Source organism: Pseudoclavibacter sp. RFBI5 (assembly GCF_002931395.1).
GTDB lineage: Bacteria > Actinomycetota > Actinomycetes > Actinomycetales > Microbacteriaceae > Pseudoclavibacter.
Genome location: NZ_PSYA01000006.1, coordinates 1 through 17,266 on the forward strand (window position 1 = coordinate 1; position 17,266 = coordinate 17,266).

Annotated in this window: 18 protein-coding genes; 6 read left to right on the forward strand and 12 right to left on the reverse strand. The window is 67.3% G+C overall.

Features of this window, described 5'->3' with window-relative positions; all coding sequences use genetic code 11:
* Positions 1-706 precede the first annotated feature (706 nt).
* Both C5E06_RS04525 and C5E06_RS04530 read right to left on the reverse strand, forming a co-directional pair.
* Positions 707-1,489, reverse strand: coding sequence for a hypothetical protein (locus tag C5E06_RS04525; protein WP_104306130.1), 783 nt, complete (start codon positions 1,487-1,489; stop codon positions 707-709).
* A complete protein-coding gene (locus C5E06_RS04530; RefSeq protein ID WP_258067492.1) occupies positions 1,482-2,060 on the reverse strand; it encodes an RNA polymerase sigma factor in 579 nt (192 codons plus the stop codon). Before C5E06_RS04530 ends, C5E06_RS04525 begins: the two co-directional genes overlap by 8 nt.
* 211 nt (positions 2,061-2,271) lie before the next feature.
* Between C5E06_RS04530 and C5E06_RS04535 the strand changes: the two genes are divergently transcribed.
* Positions 2,272-2,994, forward strand: coding sequence for a CHRD domain-containing protein (locus tag C5E06_RS04535; RefSeq protein ID WP_104240657.1), 723 nt, complete (start codon positions 2,272-2,274; stop codon positions 2,992-2,994).
* Positions 2,991-3,689 carry a class F sortase gene (locus C5E06_RS04540; protein ID WP_258067493.1) on the forward strand — a complete coding sequence of 233 codons (699 nt, stop codon included), beginning with the start codon at positions 2,991-2,993 and terminating at the stop codon, positions 3,687-3,689. The genes C5E06_RS04535 and C5E06_RS04540 overlap by 4 nt, the downstream gene beginning before the upstream one ends.
* Before the next feature lie 129 nt (positions 3,690-3,818).
* On the opposite strand, the gene C5E06_RS19180 is transcribed toward C5E06_RS04540, so the two are convergent.
* Entirely contained in the window at positions 3,819-3,989 is a 171-nt protein-coding gene (locus C5E06_RS19180; RefSeq protein WP_160074469.1) for a hypothetical protein, read from the reverse strand.
* Between the two features lie 247 nt (positions 3,990-4,236).
* Here C5E06_RS19180 and C5E06_RS04545 point away from each other — a divergent pair, with 247 nt between their 5' ends.
* Both C5E06_RS04545 and C5E06_RS04550 read left to right on the forward strand, forming a co-directional pair.
* Positions 4,237-4,872: an RNA polymerase sigma factor gene (locus C5E06_RS04545; RefSeq protein ID WP_258067505.1), complete on the forward strand. Its 636-nt coding sequence runs from the start codon at positions 4,237-4,239 to the stop codon at positions 4,870-4,872.
* Between the two features lie 127 nt (positions 4,873-4,999).
* Positions 5,000-5,530, forward strand: coding sequence for a hypothetical protein (locus C5E06_RS04550; protein WP_146081304.1), 531 nt, complete (start codon positions 5,000-5,002; stop codon positions 5,528-5,530).
* 4 nt (positions 5,531-5,534) lie between these two features.
* Here C5E06_RS04550 and C5E06_RS04555 read toward each other — a convergent pair whose 3' ends face one another.
* The 8 genes from C5E06_RS04555 to phnD form a co-directional block, all read right to left on the reverse strand.
* The gene (locus tag C5E06_RS04555; RefSeq protein ID WP_181062893.1) at positions 5,535-6,311 is read right to left on the reverse strand and encodes a MerR family transcriptional regulator; all 777 of its coding nucleotides are present in this window, start codon (positions 6,309-6,311) and stop codon (positions 5,535-5,537) included.
* On the reverse strand, positions 6,308-7,552 hold the full coding sequence (locus C5E06_RS04560; protein ID WP_104306136.1) for an MFS transporter: 1,245 nt from the start codon (positions 7,550-7,552) through the stop codon (positions 6,308-6,310). Before C5E06_RS04560 ends, C5E06_RS04555 begins: the two co-directional genes overlap by 4 nt.
* Positions 7,553-7,723: 171 nt before the next feature.
* Positions 7,724-7,888, reverse strand: a complete 165-nt coding sequence (locus C5E06_RS19185) for a hypothetical protein (RefSeq protein WP_181062894.1) — start codon at positions 7,886-7,888, stop codon at positions 7,724-7,726.
* Between the two features lie 592 nt (positions 7,889-8,480).
* Positions 8,481-9,215: a TetR/AcrR family transcriptional regulator gene (locus tag C5E06_RS04570; RefSeq protein WP_258067494.1), complete on the reverse strand. Its 735-nt coding sequence runs from the start codon at positions 9,213-9,215 to the stop codon at positions 8,481-8,483.
* Complete coding sequence (locus tag C5E06_RS04575) at positions 9,212-9,985, reverse strand: tyrosine-protein phosphatase (RefSeq protein WP_104306138.1); 774 nt, start codon at positions 9,983-9,985, stop codon at positions 9,212-9,214. Before C5E06_RS04575 ends, C5E06_RS04570 begins: the two co-directional genes overlap by 4 nt.
* Positions 9,982-10,824 carry a phosphonate ABC transporter, permease protein PhnE gene (gene phnE, locus C5E06_RS04580; protein ID WP_104306139.1) on the reverse strand — a complete coding sequence of 281 codons (843 nt, stop codon included), beginning with the start codon at positions 10,822-10,824 and terminating at the stop codon, positions 9,982-9,984. Before phnE ends, C5E06_RS04575 begins: the two co-directional genes overlap by 4 nt.
* Entirely contained in the window at positions 10,805-11,653 is an 849-nt protein-coding gene (phnC, locus tag C5E06_RS04585) for a phosphonate ABC transporter ATP-binding protein (RefSeq protein ID WP_104306140.1), read from the reverse strand. The genes phnE and phnC overlap by 20 nt, the downstream gene beginning before the upstream one ends.
* Positions 11,650-12,543, reverse strand: a complete 894-nt coding sequence (phnD, locus tag C5E06_RS04590) for a phosphate/phosphite/phosphonate ABC transporter substrate-binding protein (RefSeq protein ID WP_104306141.1) — start codon at positions 12,541-12,543, stop codon at positions 11,650-11,652. Before phnD ends, phnC begins: the two co-directional genes overlap by 4 nt.
* Before the next feature lie 585 nt (positions 12,544-13,128).
* Here phnD and C5E06_RS04595 point away from each other — a divergent pair.
* Positions 13,129-14,577, forward strand: a complete 1,449-nt coding sequence (locus C5E06_RS04595) for a hypothetical protein (protein ID WP_146081305.1) — start codon at positions 13,129-13,131, stop codon at positions 14,575-14,577.
* A 189-nt stretch (positions 14,578-14,766) separates the two neighbouring features.
* The gene (locus C5E06_RS18920) at positions 14,767-15,435 is read left to right on the forward strand and encodes a hypothetical protein (RefSeq protein ID WP_146081306.1); all 669 of its coding nucleotides are present in this window, start codon (positions 14,767-14,769) and stop codon (positions 15,433-15,435) included.
* A gap of 884 nt (positions 15,436-16,319) precedes the next feature.
* On the opposite strand, the gene C5E06_RS04605 is transcribed toward C5E06_RS18920, so the two are convergent.
* Positions 16,320-17,231, reverse strand: a complete 912-nt coding sequence (locus tag C5E06_RS04605; protein WP_104306185.1) for a restriction endonuclease — start codon at positions 17,229-17,231, stop codon at positions 16,320-16,322.
* Between the last annotated feature and the right edge of the window lie 35 nt (positions 17,232-17,266).

The window sequence follows — 17,266 nt, forward strand, 5'->3', positions numbered from 1 at the left end:
GCCTCGAGGAGCGCGTCCACGACAGCCGTCTCCATTGACGACCGCGCCGATGACTGTCCTGGCTGCGCCGACGACTGTCGACCCGATTCCTGCTCAGCCTGCGATGCCACGATAACCTCCCCCAAGATTGATTCGAGTGTAGCAAACTGGCCCGGTTCAATCAACATTTGAACAGGACTTTTCCCAAGAAATTAGTCCTTAGTTTCGAATGCACAAGTGGAGGTTCTAACCAGGTACGCCCCGGTGTCACCGGCACGCGCTCCATCTCACGTCGCCGGAGGGAGCGCCCGGGCTGCCACGCGGGCCCGCCTCTCGGCTCAGCAGACCACGTGCCACCGACAGTGGGCCCGAGCTTTATCCCAGGCACGTCTGGCGATAGACAGCCGGCCTGGATTCCTCCCGACTCGCGCCGGACCCCTCCGGTCCCGGACATGCCCGTCCCGAAAGCGCCTGCCCTCGAAGGTGTCTGCCCTGGCAGTGCCCGTCCCCGAAAGTGTCTGCCCCGAAGGTGTCTGCCCTGGCAGCGCCTGCCCCGAAGGTGCCTGCCCCGGCAGCGCCTGCCCCGAAGGTGCCTGCCCCGGCAGCGCCTGCCCCGAAGGTGCCTGCCCCGGCAGTGCCCACCCCCGAAAGTGCCAGCTCCGAAGGCACCTGCTCCGGCAGTGCTCGCCCCCGAAAGCGCTCGCCCCGGCATTGCCAGCCCCGGAAGCTACCCCTCGACTCGCGGGAGCGCGGCAGCGGCGACGACGTCGCCGCTTTCCCCGCGGATCTCGACGCTCGTGACCTCTTCGCGCAGCGCTGCAGCGTTGACGGCGCAGTTGATCTCGACCTCGGAGCCGAGGAAGGTCCCTGATCCGACGTCGTCTCCGGTCGCATCCACGACGACCACCGAGTAGAACTCGCCGCTCGGCAGGCCGGTGACGGTGAGGAGGGTCTCGGTGCCCCAGGTGTGCGCGACGACGCTGCCGTCGATCTCGACGCCGGCGGGTTCGCCTTGGAAGTCGACGGGTTCGACGGCGCCGAGCGTTCCTGGGTCGCCGACGGGCGGCGGCGTCTCGGGGCGGGGGAGGAAGAAGCCGCCGACGATGCCGACCAGGAGGCCGACGGCGGCGACTCCGGCGAGCAGGGCGCCGCCGAAGCGCCGGCGACGCAGTGGCGTGACCGGCGCGGCCTGCGCTTCTGCGTCACGGTCACTGCCACTGCCACGGTCACGGTCACGGTCACGGTCACCCGATTGAGGACCATCGGCACCGCCGTCGACAGTCCCGAAGGCCAGCACGGCGTCACGAAGCTCATCGCTGGGCGTCGCATCCAGCCACTCGGGATGGTCGGAGAGCTGTCCCGTCAGGGCGCGCAGCTCGGCCAGCTCGGCGTCGATGGTGGGGTCGGAAGCGCGCATCCGCTCGAACTCGGCGGCTTCGACTGCGCTGAGTTCGCCGACGAGGGCGGCGGCGATGAGCTCGCCGCGGCGGTCTGCGTTGTGGTCAGTCACGAGCTCCTCCAGGTTCGTCGAGGTGGCCGCGGACGGCGCGGAGGCCGTAGAAGACGCGGGTGCGGAGAGTGGCGACGGGCACCCCGCAGCGGGCGGAGAACTCAGCGTAGCTGTACCCGGTCAGGTGGATGGCGACGATCGCCTCCCGCTGCTCGTCCGGCAGGCGGGCGAGCGCTTCCGTGAGGCCGAGCCCGGTCAGCGGGTCCGGGATCTCGGCGGGGAGGTCCGCGGAAGCGGTGGATGCTTCGGAGGCTGCGATGCGGGGGAGCCGGTCGCGGGCTCGCAGCGCGTCGGAGATGACGTTGCGGGCGATCGCGAAGAGCCAGGTTCGCTCGCCGCCCTTGGTGGGGTCGAAGCTGTCTCGGGCGCGCCAGGCTCGGAGGAAGGTCTCCTGCACGCAGTCCTCGGCGAGCGGCCGGTCGCGGAGGGCGTTGACGGTGAAGCCGAGGAGCACGCTGCCGTGGTCGCGGAACGCCGAGTGCAGGTCGAACGAGTGGGGCGCATCCGCCATACGGGCGTGTCCTCTCGTCGTCGACCACCGTGCGCGGTCAACGATAACGGCAGTGCTCACGGCTGCTCCCTCCGGTGACTCAACTCGGGTTGGTATACCCCAACTCGGGTTGGTATAGGGGAGTACCGCCGGATCGGGTCCAGCGTTCAGGGGCTTCCCGAAATCTTCGTCAGAAAAAAGTTCGAAGTCCGATGAACGCGGGACGGGTCGCCGCCGTATGCCCCTGTACGACGGCTCCATCGGGGAGCTGCGAAGCAGGAAGGCACCCCTCATGCCCAAGCACACGTTCGCGAAGTCGCTCGCCCTCGGCGCCACAGCTGCCGCCGCCATCGCCCTTGTCGCCGCCGCTCCCGCCACCGCTGAGACGGAGGTCGCCGAGCCGGACTCGTTCACGAGTGCCTACACGGTCATGGCGACTCCGGATGCGGTCATCAACAACGACGGCGTCGTGACGCCGGGTGAGCCGGGGGCGATGGGGCAGTTCGACTTCCGCATCAACTCGGACCTGAACATCATCTGCTACGACATCACCCTCACGGGAGTGACGGGCGAGTACGAGAGCCCCGCAAAGACCGCCACGCACATCCACGAGGCCGCCGAGGGTCAGGCAGGCCCGCCGCGCATCGCCTTCCCGAACCCCACCGACAACGGTGACGGCACGCGCACGAGCAGCGGATGCCTCGAGGGTCCGTTCACGACAGGCCTCAACTCGGACGCCGGCACGGACACGGGTGAGGGCTTCACACTCAAGCAGATCGAGGCGAACCCGGCCGGCTTCACGGGCGACTCGCACACGGCTGACTTCAAGGCCGGCGTCGTCCGCGGCCAGCTCGTGCAGGTTCCGGTCGGCGGCGTCGACACGGGTGCCGGCGGAGCCGCAGCCGCTGGTGGCCTCGACGCGATGACGCTCAGCTTCCTCGGTCTCGGTGGCCTCGCCGTTGCCGGCGTCGCCGGGCTCGCGGTTGCGCGCAAGGCTCGCGCAGCGGGTCAGTGACCAGGAACTCTTCTCGGGCGCCGGGGCGCGCGTTGCGCGTCCCGGTGCTCGTCGTTGCGGCCGCGCTCCTCGTGAGCGGATGCGCGGCCGCCCCGAGCGGGGACGCCTCGCCTCCCGAGGGCGTCCAGCCTTCGACGACTGCGGTCGAGTCCGCTCCGGAGTCCGCTCCCGAATCCGCTCCGGAGGCGACCGCGCCGGCGCAGGTCGAGTCTCCGGCGGCGCCCCCAGCGGGTGGCGTCGAGGTGCTCCAGGAAGGCGTCGCCCCCACGGCGGTGTCGATCCCGGCGATCGGTGTCGAGGACACGCTCATCGACCTCGGCATCGCCGCCGACGGCAAGATGGAGGTGCCCGTGGACTTCGACGAGATCGGCTGGTTCACGGGTGGCGGCAAGCCCGGCGGTCGGGGGCCGACGGTCATCGCGGCCCACGTCGACGGTCTCGCCGGCCCCGCCGCGTTCTTCCGGCTCGACGAGCTCGCCGCTGGCGATGTGGTGAGCGTGAGCGACGTCGAAGGCGGCGTCACCAGCTATCAGGTCACCGAGGTCGTCACGGTCGAGAAGGCCGAGTTCCCAACGGCGCGCGTCTTCGGCGCGGTGCCGGGCGACGAGCTGCGCCTCATCACATGCGGCGGCTACTTCGACCGCGACGTGGGGCACTACGACAAGAACGTCGTCGTGTTTGCGACGGCGGTCTAGCCCCCGGCTCGACGTTCGGCTCTCGCCGCTCGGCCGGTTGCTCAAGATCCGTCTCTGGCTCGTCGCTGAGGGGCGGCCGTTTGCTCAGGCTCCGCCTCTGGCAAGTCGCTCCCGCGAGTCCCGTCGCGCCTAGAAGAAGGTGGAGATCGCCGTGGCGATTCCGGTGCTGATGATGACCACCACGCCGCAGATGGCGATGGCCTCTCGTGGCATCGTGCTGCGCTGGTAGGCGTCCCAGAAGCCGTCGGCGGGGGTTGCCTGTCGGTTCTCGACTTCGTGGTCGACGCTTGTATCGGACATATAGCTAGTCTAACTAACTAATCCCGAGGAGCAAGCCAAACGACGACCTGAGTTGGGCCAGCGCAACCGGAGGTCACGGTCACGCATCAGCACTCGAAGGCTCGCAATCCCATCCCTCGTCCGCTCCGAATGGATGGCAGGCGCGGCGATGCGCCCGGGTTCCGCGGGCCACTCGAAGGGGTGGGGAGCCCTCCAAGAGTGGCGCGCCTGACCTCACGTCGGGCAGCCGGAGGTGAGGTCCGTGTCCATGCTTGCCCTTGACGCTCCATGGCAGACATCCGCCGCATCCCGAACGAAGACCCGCGGTCGCTCGCAGGCCCTCGCACAGTTCCGGAGTGTGGCGGACGCCGATGACAGCGATGAGTTCCTCGCTGGCCTCGCCTCGCTCGGCGACGCGCGCGCCTTCGACCTGCTCGTGCAGCGGTACCGGACCCTCATGTACGTCTGCGCGCGGCGTCGCCTCGGCTCCGACGCAGAGGCCGACGACGTGGTGCAGGAGTCGCTCGCTGACGCGTGGACCAAGATCTCGACGCTCAAGGATCTGGCCGCAGTGCGGTCCTGGATGCTGCGCATCGTCGCATCCCGAAGTGTCGACGTGCTCAGGCGCCGACGCGAGCACGACAGCGTCGAAGACGGCGACTATGCCGCGTCGGACACGCAGTCGCCGACGACCAACGCTCAGCTTGCGCTGCTCTCCGCCGCCCTGCACATCGCGCTGTCGCGGCTTCCCGAGCAGCAGCGGCGGTGCTGGGTGATGCGCGAGCTGGAGTCGATGAGCTACCAGGACATCGGCGAGGAGCTCGAGCTGCCCGTGAGCACCGTCCGCGGTTTGATCGCCCGGGCCCGCAAGGCCCTCGCGATCGCCATGGCCGACTGGCGGTGACCCCCGTTCGGGGCACATCCGGTCGTCGCGGCTGCCGGGGCATCCTTGCCTGCGCACCTGGGTGACGCTGCTTGCAGGGCGCATCGAATGATTGTGGCCAGCAGGGCTGTTCTCTAGGCTCGGGTTCATGAGAGCGACGCGTCTGCTGGCCGTGCTGAGTGCATCCGCCGTGTCGCTCGGCGGGTTCGTGGGATGCGTGAGCGACGTGACCTATACGCGCAACGGCGTCGAGGTGACCCCGGATGAGGCGCTCGTCGAGTCGGGCTACGCGGACATCGACCCGTGCACGGCGATTTCCGACGAGACGTTGGAGGCGGCGGGGTTCGTGTCGCCGTCGTCAGGGCAGACGCTCTCGCCCGACCCTGACTGCGAGTGGCGCGACGGCATGAAGTCGGCGCCGACGCTGCTGCTGTGGGTGGATGGGCCGACCGAGGCCGACGAGCTCTCGGAACTCATCGAGGTGAGCGGCGTCGAGGTCGAGGTGTTCTTCCAGGCCGGCGCCTCGGGCCGCTACGTCGCCAGGTTCGATGACCTCACGCTGACGCTCAACGCCGACCTCGAGCTGGAGGGCGAGTTCGACGAGAACTCCGACGCCCTCGGCAAGGACATCCTCGCGCGGGGGCTGACCGACGCGATGGAGGCGTACGGGAAGTTGTAAGGCGCTAGGCAGGCTCTCGCGCTTCGGCATCGTCAGCTGACCCGTCCAGCCGCTCCCCGACGAGCGCGAGCGCGCGCTGCTGCGTCGCGTTGAGCACCGACTCGGAGTACTCGTCGAAGAGGCCGGCCGCGTCCGACAGGTCGAGGTCTGGCGCATCCGCCCGTAGCGAGTCGACGACCTGCGCGAAGGTCGCCACGAATCGCTCGACGAACTCGTCGAATGCCGCCTCGCTCGTCTCTTCACCGAGCCCGTGGAATTCAGCCGTGATGGCCACGATCTGCGGCACCAGCGCGGGGTCGCTGAGCTGCTCGTAGTACCCGACCAGGTGCGGCATGCCCTCCTCGCCGACGAGGTGGGCGAGCAGCACCGTCTGGTCGCGGTCCATCTGCTCGAGCTCGGGGGAGAGGTGGCCGGCGAGCGTGCCCATGTACGCGGCGAGCTCCGGCGGCAGGTCCGGCGTGGTCGGGAGGGGTCGCAGCTGCGCGATGAGCTCGCGCTGTGCGGTGAGGTGGTCGATCTGCGCCGCGAGCTCGGCGTCGAGCCGGTCGAGCACCGCTGGCGCCTCGGCGCCGTGCTCGTCGAGGAGGCGCGGCATCTCCTCGAGCGCAATCCCGAGCGCGGAGAGGCGGCGGATGCGCAGCACCCTGATCAGGTGGTGCACCCCGTACTGCCGGTACCCGTTCGAGGAGCGAGGCGGCTCATCCAGGACCCCGACCTGGTGGTAGTGCCGCAGGGCGCGCACCGTGACCCCGGCGCGACGGGCGAGCTCGCTGCTGTTCACCGCACACCACCCGCGTTCGCGCTCGTTGCCTGGGATTCCAGTGTACGAAGCGGGCGGGCGACGAGGCCGTAGAGGAACGCGCATCCCCACGCCCCGAGCAGCGCCAGCGCGGCCACGTTGACGCTGGTGTACTCGGTGAGCACGGCCGCGAGCATGATGCCGAGCGACGGGGCAGCCGTGGTGAGGGCGTTCTGGGTGCCCATGATGCGGCCGCGCAGCTGCTCGGGGATGCGCTCGATCATGAGCACGCCCATGAGGCTGCCGAAGAGGCCGCTCGCGGCGCCCATGACGAAGGCGCCCGCGAACACGACCCAGACCGAGGTGAGGAGGCTGATGAGGCCGATGCCGATGGTTATGCCGATCATGCCGACCACGAACCAGGCGCGGCGGGGGCCGCGCGTGCCGGCGACCGCATACGTGCCGCCGCCGAGGAGCATGCCGAGGGCGAGCGCGCTGAGCACGAACCCGAGCAGTCCCGGCTGCTCGACCAGGGTGAAGTAGACGGGCAGCACGAGTCCCTGCAAGCCGGCGAGCACGAACACCGACACGAGGCTCAGCGCCGTGGTGGCGACGAGGAACGGGCTGCGGAACAGGGCTCGCCAGCCGTCGCGCAGCTGCGTCCATCCGGTGCCCGTCGGGGCGGATGCGCGCGATCCGTCGTCGGCGACGATCACGCCGATCGCCCGCGGGATGAGCAGGGTGATGAGGGCGGCGAGGAGGGAGGTTGCGGCGGTGATCCACAGCACGGTGGAGCCGTCGAAGAGCACCATGAGGGTGCCGGCTGCGGCGGGGCCGACGAAGATGGCGACGGCGCTGAGGCTCTCGCGCACACCCATGAGGCGTTCGGCGCTGATGCCGCCGTGGCGGACGATGGCGGGGAGGAGCGCTTCGCGGGCGGTCATGCCTGGCACGTCGCCGAGGGACCCGACGATGCCGAAGAGCACGAACCAGCCGAGGTTGAGCCCCGAGACGAGGTCGATGATCGGGAGCGCGGCGATCGACGCGGCCGAGATGAGGTCGGTGACGACGGATGAGGTGCGCCGGTTGATGCGGTCGATGACGACGCCCATGAAGAGGCCCGCGAGCACCGCCGGGATGGCGGTGGCCGCCGCGACCGTGCCGGCCCCGAGGGCGCTGCCCGTCGTCGAGAGCACGATGAGCGGCAGGGCGATGCCGGCGATCGAGTTGCCGAGCAGGGACAGGACATGCGACGCGAGGTACGTGACCGGCAGAAGGTTCATGCGGTCAAGCAGAAACTATGACGTTGGGGCGGGGTCAAGTTCTGCGGTGGAAGCGCCCAGCGTCGAACCGACCCGTGCCGCCGCTCGGCTGAGGCGGTAGACGAGCGGCGGCAGGGCCAGTGTTCGCGTCAACGTCAGTCAAAGATCGCGACGAGAGGCCCGTCTCCTCGGTCAGGCTTCGTTCCCGTTTTCCGCGGCGAGTGCCTCGTGGAGTACGGCCGAGGAGTAGGCGTCCGCTTTCGGGCACTGGTCCGGATCGGGGCAGATCAGCATGGCGAGCACGCGAAGGAGGAGCGGGATGTCGGACCCCGGCAGGAGAAGGTCGACAAGATGCATGCTGGCGCGTCCTATGAGCCGAGCAAGGAGGGGCGCGAGCCAAGCGGGAGCTCCGCCCGCCCGCAGGGCGTCCTCGCACGAACTGGCGACGATGTTCTCGAGGGGTTGCAATTCCAACGCATCGGCGAGTTCGCAGAGCAATATGCAGAGCGCGTGGCCCGTCATGTCGTGCTCGCGTGCGCCCCTCTCAAGTTCACTCGCCTCACTGAGAAGAGCGCGCTCGACGTCCTCGGCCGTAGTCCAAGAGAATCCGATGTTGACCAGCGCTAGGAGCGCGGCCGATGGCCCTGCTCCTGACTGACCAGTGACTCTTCGCGATGGTGCACACCTTCCCGGAATCTGCACCCCAGAGCCCGTTGGGTTGGGCGGCGTGGTCGTTGGTGCCTGAGTTGGGGCTGAGGTGGCGGCGCTCCCGTAGTAGAGAGTGCCTCCTTTGCAATCCGCACAATTCTGTTCTCGTTGGGAACCTGGTTGATGGCCGCGCTTCGGTGCGCTCGGGCAATGCATGTCCTCAGATTGCTACCGCGAATCACGGTTTACAAGTTCAGGGTGCACATCGGTGTGTATACCCCGTAAAGGGCTTCCAGATTCGTCAAATCCGCTCGCATTCCATTCCGCGCCACGCCACCTCGAGGCCGGCCCGGCAGCGCGCTCGCGCGGCGGGGTCGTCGAAGCGGCAGCCACGGACGACGAGCTGATAGTAGAACGTGCCGGCGATGAGGTCGAAGCACGCCTCGACGTCGAGGTCTGCGCGCAGCGACCCCTCGGCGATGCCGGCGCGGAGGGCATTTTCGATGGGTCGGCGGCGCACGGAGACGTGCGACTCCCAGTACGCCTGCTGCAGCTCCCGGTCGCTCATCACGAGCCGGATGCGCTGCCGGAACCGCTGGTCGGGGTAGCTGGTCTCGTCGAGGTCGACGGATGCGCCCATGAGGAAGTCGACGATGCCGGCACGCAGGTCGCCGGGCTTGCCCAGCGTCGGGGGGATCGTGCGCCCGACGTCGAGCGCAGCCGCGATCAGGAGCGTCATCGACGGCCACCGTCGGTAGAGGGCGGCCCGGCTCACGCCGCTCCGCTCCACGACCCTCGACACGGTGACAGCCTCGTCGGCGTCGATGATGGCGAGCGTGGCCGCGAGGATCTGCCCGTCGAGCTCCTCCGTGCGAGGCCGCCCCGGGTTCCGGCGTGTGTCGAGATCCGCCGACGCTGACGGTGCTGACGCTGCTGACGCGGCTGACGTCGCCGATGCCGACCCCGCTGAGCGCGCCGAGGCGCCCGCATCCGTTTCGATGGATGCGAGCGCCGAAGCGCGTGCAGTGGTCGTCACGCGGCGGCCCGCTCGCGGATCTGCGCGATTGTCGCGTCGGTGAGCCCCGCCGCTCGCAGCGGAGCGAGTGGGTCGCCGTGGCGCTCGCGGAGGCGGGCGAGGAGGATGCGCATCGACACATCCATGGGTTCGGCGTCGCCCATGAGGGAGCCGTTGAGCTTCGACACCTCCTCGAGGTCCATGCCGAACTTCGCGAGGAGCACGCTCATGGTGGGGCCGATGCGGGCAAGAATGGCGCCCATGTTGGCGTCGGTCTTCGCGTAGTCGCGCACGATGTCGTCGTCTGCTGCGCCGAGCGCGAGGAGGAGCATCGCGGCGAGCACTCCCGTGCGGTCACGGCCGGCCGCGCAGTGGAAGGCCGTGGCGCCGGGGGAGACGGCGATGATACCGAGCGCCGCGGCGAGCTGCGGCGCGGCCGACTCGACCATGAGCGCGTACATCTCGCCCATGCCGGCGTGCGCGCTCCCGTGCTCGTCGGCGGTGGGCAGCCCGCCGCCGACGCTGCCCATGAGGGGCAGGTGGTGGTACGCGACGGGGTGCGCTGCGAGGGGGCCCCGACCCGTGAGGGCGACCTCGTCGGCGGTGCGGAGGTCGATGACCGAGGCGAGCCCGCCCGCGGTCAGCTCGCGCGCATCCGCTTCGGTGATGACGGACAGGTCGTCGGCGCGGATCGCGAGCCCCTCGCGGAGGGCGCCGCTGGCGATGGGGGTGCCGCCGAGGTCGCGCAGGTTGACGGGTGCGGAGAGGGTGATGTCGAGCGTGGTGGTCATGTGAGTCGCTTTCGGATGAGGGCGCTGCCCTGGTCGATCAGCGTGACGAGCACGATGATGCAGATGATGATGGCGCTGAGGTGTCCGTAGTCGTACATCTTCATCGCCGTGGTGAGTTCGAGGCCGATGCCGCCGGCCCCGACGAGGCCGAGGATGGTGGCGCCGCGCACGTTGCCCTCGAAGAGCAGCAGCGTGTACGAGACGAGCAGCGGTGCGGCCTGCGGGAGCACCCCGTACTGGATGAGCTGGCGCCGGGATGCGCCCACCGCCTGCATGGCGGACATGGGCCCGCGGTCGACGGATTCCATGGCCTCGGCGTAGACCTTGCCGATGGAGCCGATCGAGCCGAGCGTCATGGCGAGGATGCCCGCGAACGGGCCGAGCCCGACCGCGGAGACGAACATGAGGGCGAAGACGAGGTCTGGCACCGAGCGGATGATGTTCATGACCCAGCGGGCCGGGTAGTACATCCACTTCGGGGCGATGTTCGACGACGCGGCGAACGCCATGAACAGCGATAGCACGGCCCCGAGGACGGTGCCGACGATCGCCATCTGCAGGGTCTCGATGAGGAGCGAGAAGATGGAGCCGAACTTCGAGAAGTCGGGCGGGAAGAGGCGCGAGAGGAACTCGCCCATGTTGATGGCGCCGTCGCCGAGCTTCGAGAAGTTGAACTCTGCGCCCGCGAACGACCAGAGGAGCACGACGGCGGCGACGGGGATGCCGAGCAGGAAGCGTGCTCGCGGGATCGAGAAGGCGCGTTCGAGACGGTCGCGTTCGCTCGGAGTAAGCGTGGGTGCCGTGGATGCGCGGGGCGGTTTAGGCGCGGTGGTTGTCATCGTGGGCCTCCTCGTCGTCGTAGAGCACGGAGAGCTTCTCTGCATCGAGCGCGCCGGTGGGGGCTGAGACGAGCATCTCGCCGTGGCGGAGGCCGATGATGCGGTCGGTGTGGCGGAGCGCGAGGGGCAGCACGTGGAGGCTGACGAGTACAGGGATGCCGTCGCGGGTGGCGATGTCGCGCAGCAGTTCGAGCACGGAGTCGGCGAGCTTCGGGTCGAGGGATGCGACGGGTTCGTCGGCGAGGATCACGCGCGGCTGCTGCATGAGGGCGCGGGCGATGGCGACGCGCTGCTGCTGGCCGCCGCTCAGCGAACGGGCGGGGTCTTTCGCCTTGTGGGCGATGCCGACCCGGTCGAGGAGTTCCATCGCGCGTCTGCGGTGCTCGCTGCTGAAGCCACCGACGAGGTTGATGGGGCCTGCGCTGTGGAGGGCGCCGGTGAGCACGTTCGTGAGCACGTTGAGGCGGGGGATGAGGTTGAACTGCTGGAACACCTGCCCGACGCCTGCGCGCAGCTGCCGCAGCTCGCCCCGGCGGAGGTTCGTGACGTCGTGCCCGGCGACGCGGGCTGTGCCGTCCGTGATGGGGGCGAAGCCGGTGAGGCTGCGCATGAGCGTCGACTTGCCGGAGCCGGACGCGCCGAGGAGGGCGACCATCTCTCCGGGGTGCAGGTCGAGGTCGACACCGTCGAGCACGGTCGTCTCGTCGTAGGCGACCCGGAGGCCGCGCACGGTGACGAGGGGGAGGCGGGTGAGCGCATCCATGTCGCGGCTGGTGGGTGCTGCTGCGGGCGCAGTGTTGGCGCTGGGTGCCGGGGCGAGGTGCGTCATTCGAGGTCCTCGAGCTTCACGCCAGCGACGCCAGCGATGTCCACGAAGCCATCGAAGACGGAGGGCTCGGGGTCGACAGAGACGGGGAGGCCGATGAAGCCGGAGCCGAGGGCGCCGAGGGCTTCGGCGTTCTCTTCGACGAAGACCGCCTGGATGGCGTCCTGGATGACGGTGCGCTTCTCGTCGCTGAGTTCGGGGCTGCCGAGGACGCTGCCCATGACGGGCATGGGCGCGCTCTCGCCGACGCCGCGCCACTCGCCGTCGGCGAAGGGGAACATGGGTTCGCCGAGCTCGGTGAGCATGATGGAGGTGCAGGCGGCGTCGACCTGGCCCTGTTCGAGGGCTGCGAACGAGCCCTCGTGGCCGCCCGCGAAGATCGCCTCGTAGTCGGTGCCCTGCTCAAGGCCCGCCTCGTGGAGCATGTGGACGGGCATGAAGTAGCCGGAGCTGGATGCCTGGTCGGCGAAGGCGACGGTCTTGCCTTCCAGGTCGGTGAGCTCCTGCACGGGGGAGTCGTTCAGGACGACGCAGGTGGAGACGGGGGCTTCGCTGCCCTCCCAGGCGAGCAGCGCATCCACTTCGCCGGTGTTCACGGCGAGCGCGGAGGGGAAGCCGCTCATGATGCCCATGTCGACGTGGTCGGCGCGGATGGCTTCGACGACGCTGAGGTAGTCGGGCACGTCGGTGACCTCGACCGTGTAACCCGTCTCGGCTTCGAGGAGCTCGACGAGGGCGTCGATGGGGTTCGCCTGGGTGGGGTCTTCGCCGAGGGGGATGGTGGCGATGGTGATCGTCGTGTCATCTGCGGTGGCTTCGGCCGTCTGGCAGCCGGTGAGGGCGAGGGCGCTGACGCCCATGATGCCGAAGGTGAGGAGCGGTGAACGGCGCATGTTCGGGGTCCTTCCGAGGGATGCTCCCGGGATTTCGAGAACACCGGTATGCAAACTCGCGAAGGTGACCGGCAATTACGAGACCGGTGGACTGGAAATTGGCGCGGAGGTGAACAGTTGGGGCGGGGCGGGTGTGAGGTACGTTCGGACCGTGGTCGGCGCTAGCCTCGAGGGTGTCGGCAGCCGCATCTAGGATCGGCGAAACTAGGAATAGCCATGTCGTTAGCACTAATAGTTCGGTGGCCAACGATGAGCTTCGTGTGCGGCGGGAACAAGGTTTGCGCGGCCACGGTTTGCCGCTCGCGGAGTGCATGCCTCACGGAGTCCGCGCTCCCTCTGCAGCGGAGTGGGGGTGTTCGGGATGACCTGGACTGATCGCGCTCTTGCCGGCGGGGACATTTTCGTTCACGCATCGCGGGTGATCCCCTCATGGCTCGTGTACGCAACTTCGCAGACAAGGCGATAGCCCTGGTGGGCTCTGTGTCTTGGAAGAGCCCCGGCGGCTGCTGACTTCTTACGTCGCTATGCGCGGTGTCGCGTGTCTGGCAGCGCTGACTTCACGAGCTCGCCCCTACCAACGATGGGATGACTTCACCGCTGGAATTGGCGCGGTACGGTACTGCAATGGCGTGCCTGGACGCCATGATCACTTCTGAGGAGTCGGCCATGGGCGAAGAGCTCGAGATCATCGGTGACAATGACGGTCTGACCATCATCGGCCGCGATGCGGATATCGACCGCTTCTTGGTCTCCTCGAGCCTTCAAGGTGAGCGGACACGCCAGGTCTCGCTGCAAGCGGTCTGGTCGGCGTCCACCACGGCTGGTGCAGCCGCTCAAGTTGGTGCGAGCATTTTGGAGAACTCAGGTCGCTGGGTGAAGCTCACGGCCGAATCGGCGGCGAAGGTCAAGAAGTATGGTCTGACGCCGACCAAGATCCCGGGTGTCAGCCACGCCATGATCGGCAGGCCGGGCGACATCAAGAACTGGGTACAGATTGCCCAGACCCCGTCGACGCTGTTGGCCGGGCCGTTCGCGTTGAGCGCATTGGGCACGATGATGCAGCAGCGTGCCATGCAGCAACAAATGGACGAGATCACCGAGTATCTCGAGGAGATCAGCGACAAGGTCGACGACATCCTCCGTGCTCAGACTGACGCGGTACTCGCGGACATGGTCGGCGTTGACGTGATTGTCGAAGAAGCGATGACGGTTCGCGAGCACACAGGCCGAGTGTCGGAGGTGACGTGGTCGAAGGTGCAGGGGGCGGCGTTCACGATCGCTCGCACGCAGGCCTATGCGATCCGCCAGCTCAGCACCATCGCAGAGAAACTTGCCGAGAAGGCTGACCTCGGCGAGGCCGCAAAGGCGACTCGGGAGGCGGAGCCTCGGGTGCGGGAATGGCTGGCAGTGCTTGCGCGCACGATGCAGCTGCAGGACGCGGTCTGGGTGCTGGAGCTTGACCGTGTGCTGGATGGCAATGGGGCGGACATGGAAGCTCATCGCGCTGGGCTCGCGGCGGCGCGCGCGAACCGAATCGAACTCGTCGGGCGGACGACTATGCGGCTTCTCGCGCAGATGGGCGCGACGGTCGATCGGGCGAATTCCCAGGTCTTGCTGAACCCGTTCGATGCGCCAGCCGCTGTCCGGTCTAGCAACGTGGTCTCTGGCGCGGTGGTCCAGTTCCTTGACGGGGTGGGCCTCGATGCCGATCACGAGTCTTCAGATGCGCGCAGATGGCGGACAGCCGTCGCTGAGACGGGGGACAGAGCGGTCACCAGCGGGGTAGCTGGAGTGCGCGCGGCTGGGCGGGCTGGCGTGCAGGGTCTTGACCAGGTCACACAGCCGTTTCGTGCAGTGGACATTGACGGCGACGGCGTCGCGGACCGACCTCGGGCAGCAGTCGCGGCGGAGCAGGCCGGAGATGCGCTGAAGGGCGCCGCATCCGGTGTCTCGGGAGCATTCAAGACATTTTTCGGGCGCGCAGGGCGGCGCGAGGTGCAAAGTGACACCGCGGAAGACGAAAGTTCTTCCTAGATCTCCCACTGCGGGGCATGCCCGGCAGTCACTTTCTCCTCTCGGTCCAGGGTCTCGGCGAGTCCCGGTCTGGGTGTCCTGCCACGGCTCGGGGCGGTCGTCGATTTAGCGCATTTTCACCCGGGAGAAGTTTTTCGTGCCATGGCGTACCTAATTTAGGTCAGGTTCCACTTCGCGATATCTTCAGTCATGACTTTCGTGGGGCTAGAACTCGGATCTTGGGCTGAATGGGCGGCTGCAATTGCCGCACTAGCGGGAACTGTGCTCAGTATCTTCGCGATCAAGTTCGCATTGGCCGCTAACCGGACCGCTGAGATGGCGCGGCAAGAGACAAAGGACGCCTCTGACAAGTCTCACGCGATGGAGCGAGATCGAGACGCCCGAGATCAGGAACGGGATGTGCGGAACTATGCTCGGGAGCAGGCTCGCGATGCACGCGATCGAGATCGCGAACGTCGAGAACTTGCTGGAAGCGTTGCTGCCTGGTGGGCGGCTTCTTACAGCGAGCTGGAGCCGCGATACGGGATCGTCGTGTCTAACCAGAGCACGACCAACGCGGTGTTCTTCGACGTGGAAGTCCGCGCCAAGTGTTTCAAGGATCAAGAGCAGTCGCTCCGCATGAAAGTTCTGCCGCCGGGCAGGTTCTTCGTGCAGCAGAGCAAGATCAACGGCAAGATACAGCTGGAGAGAATTCCACACCCGGTCCAGGAGGACGACGCTCTGGAGCCGTTCACGGTTGCAGGAGACCGCTCAGTCGAAGAAATTCGGTACTCAGATGGTCTTGGGGCCAGATGGCAGTGGAGTTCGGGGGCGGGCCTGGCGGAGGTCAATGTCGATTTCGAAAGTGCCGGGCAGTAGTGAGCTGGAGCGGCAAGCCATGTAACTCTGTTGTCAGGACTCGGAGGTGTGGTCCTGGTTTCGCGGCCACAGCCAACAGGGGTCAGCCGTCAAAAACTGCAGACAGTCCCAATGGCTCAAGCAGGACGCTCCCACGGCGGTGCTGAGGACTCCATGGCTCGTGGCTCCGGCAACACGTATGGATTGTTGGCTCGCTTTTGCAAGCCGTCTGATGCCGTCAGGCGCGCCGGCTCAGCGCGGATCGGAGGCTCGCTCGCTGCGTTTCTCGTTCATATTCATCGCGAGCAGCATTTTCTTGACGCGATCCCAGTCCCGTGAATGCAAGATAGGTGCCGAGATGCCCGATTCTGCTGGGTGCCGGACGCGTAGGTCGCGTCTTTCAGTTCGACGTTAATGCTCGGTAAGAACTCGAAGTCGACGCGGGTATTCGCGTTGGCCTGCGAACGCAGTTCGTCGCTTGCGAGCAGCTGACCCATGCTCAACTGTTGCTCTCCGCTCGTTGGTTCTCGCCTACCCCGAGCGTGGTGGCTTCCTTGTGCGGCGGGTCTCAACGCCCTTGAACTTCTCTCTTGATTTCTTCGAACACAGGTAATTACCGCCGCCATCAGATAGGTCGAAAAGGCCTGTCCGAGGACTCTTCTGCTGGTAGCGATTCTACGGCTGGCCGCACCTGCATCCTCTGCCTGCATTGCTGGCCACCGATTGAGTTCTCCTGTCGCCCCTGGTATAGCAGTAGTCTTTGGGGGAATCTGATGATGCGACACCAGCTGCGAGGCGGTCGAGTGTGCCGCGCGATCGTTCGCCGAGTGGGCTCTCTCCTGAGCGGCGATCCCCATGCGGAAGACGCAAGAATAATGCGAGTGGCATGGGTTCACAAAGCTTGGCTACTCGAAGAAATCCTCGTCGAGCTCGACGAGCTCGTATCGCTGGCGCACCTGCACGCCCACGCGGTACTTGATCATCAGCGACGCGAGACGCTCGCCATCGATCAACACCACCCGAGTGGAGACATTCGCCGCGTAGTCGATTGCCTCACGCGAGTAGCGAGCCGTGGTGATGAACACCCCCTGGTTCGCCTGCTGGCCATGCAGCGCGCCGACAAAGCCCTGGATTGCGGGACGCCCGACAGCAGCCCCGGGGTCGTACAGCTTCGCTTGAACGTACACACGGCTGAGGCCAAGCGCATCCTGATCGATCACACCGTCAATGCCCCCGTCACGAGACAGCTGCGTCGGTGTCGCACGCCCCTGAGTGCCGCCGTAGCCCATCGCCATCAAGAGATCGAGCACAGCACGCTCAAAGAACTCCGGCTTCTGCGAGTGGAGCCTAGACAGGAGCTCAGAGGCAACGGCCGAATGCAGGCTCGAGATGCCATCCTCGACCTGCTCAAGCGGCGACAATGTCGCGAGGACAGAGGTCATCTCCGCGGAGGTGGCGTGGGCCGCGGGCGTGCTCCCTACTGACACGCCGCGCCGGTCGCTCCAGGCCTTCAAAGCGCTCTGCGCGATACCCGTGGGGTGCTCGGCAAGCAACTGCTGTCCTTCTCCGGTGATGCGGTACTGGCCACGCGTTGGTCGATCAAGCGCGCCGGCGCGAGCAAGGTACGACAATGCCCAGAGAGCCCGATTCTCCCAACGCAACTGACCGGACGGGATGACCTCGAGCTTCGCTTCCTCGGTCACGCCAAGAACTCGCGCCGCCTCGTCTCGGGTCTCTCGCGCGGAGCGGAGCCTGCCATCGCTCAGAACGCGAAGCGTCGGCGCCATGAACTCATGCCACATCGGAACGTCGCTCATGAGCATCCTTTCGACAAGTGGCGCGGAGGAAAGCC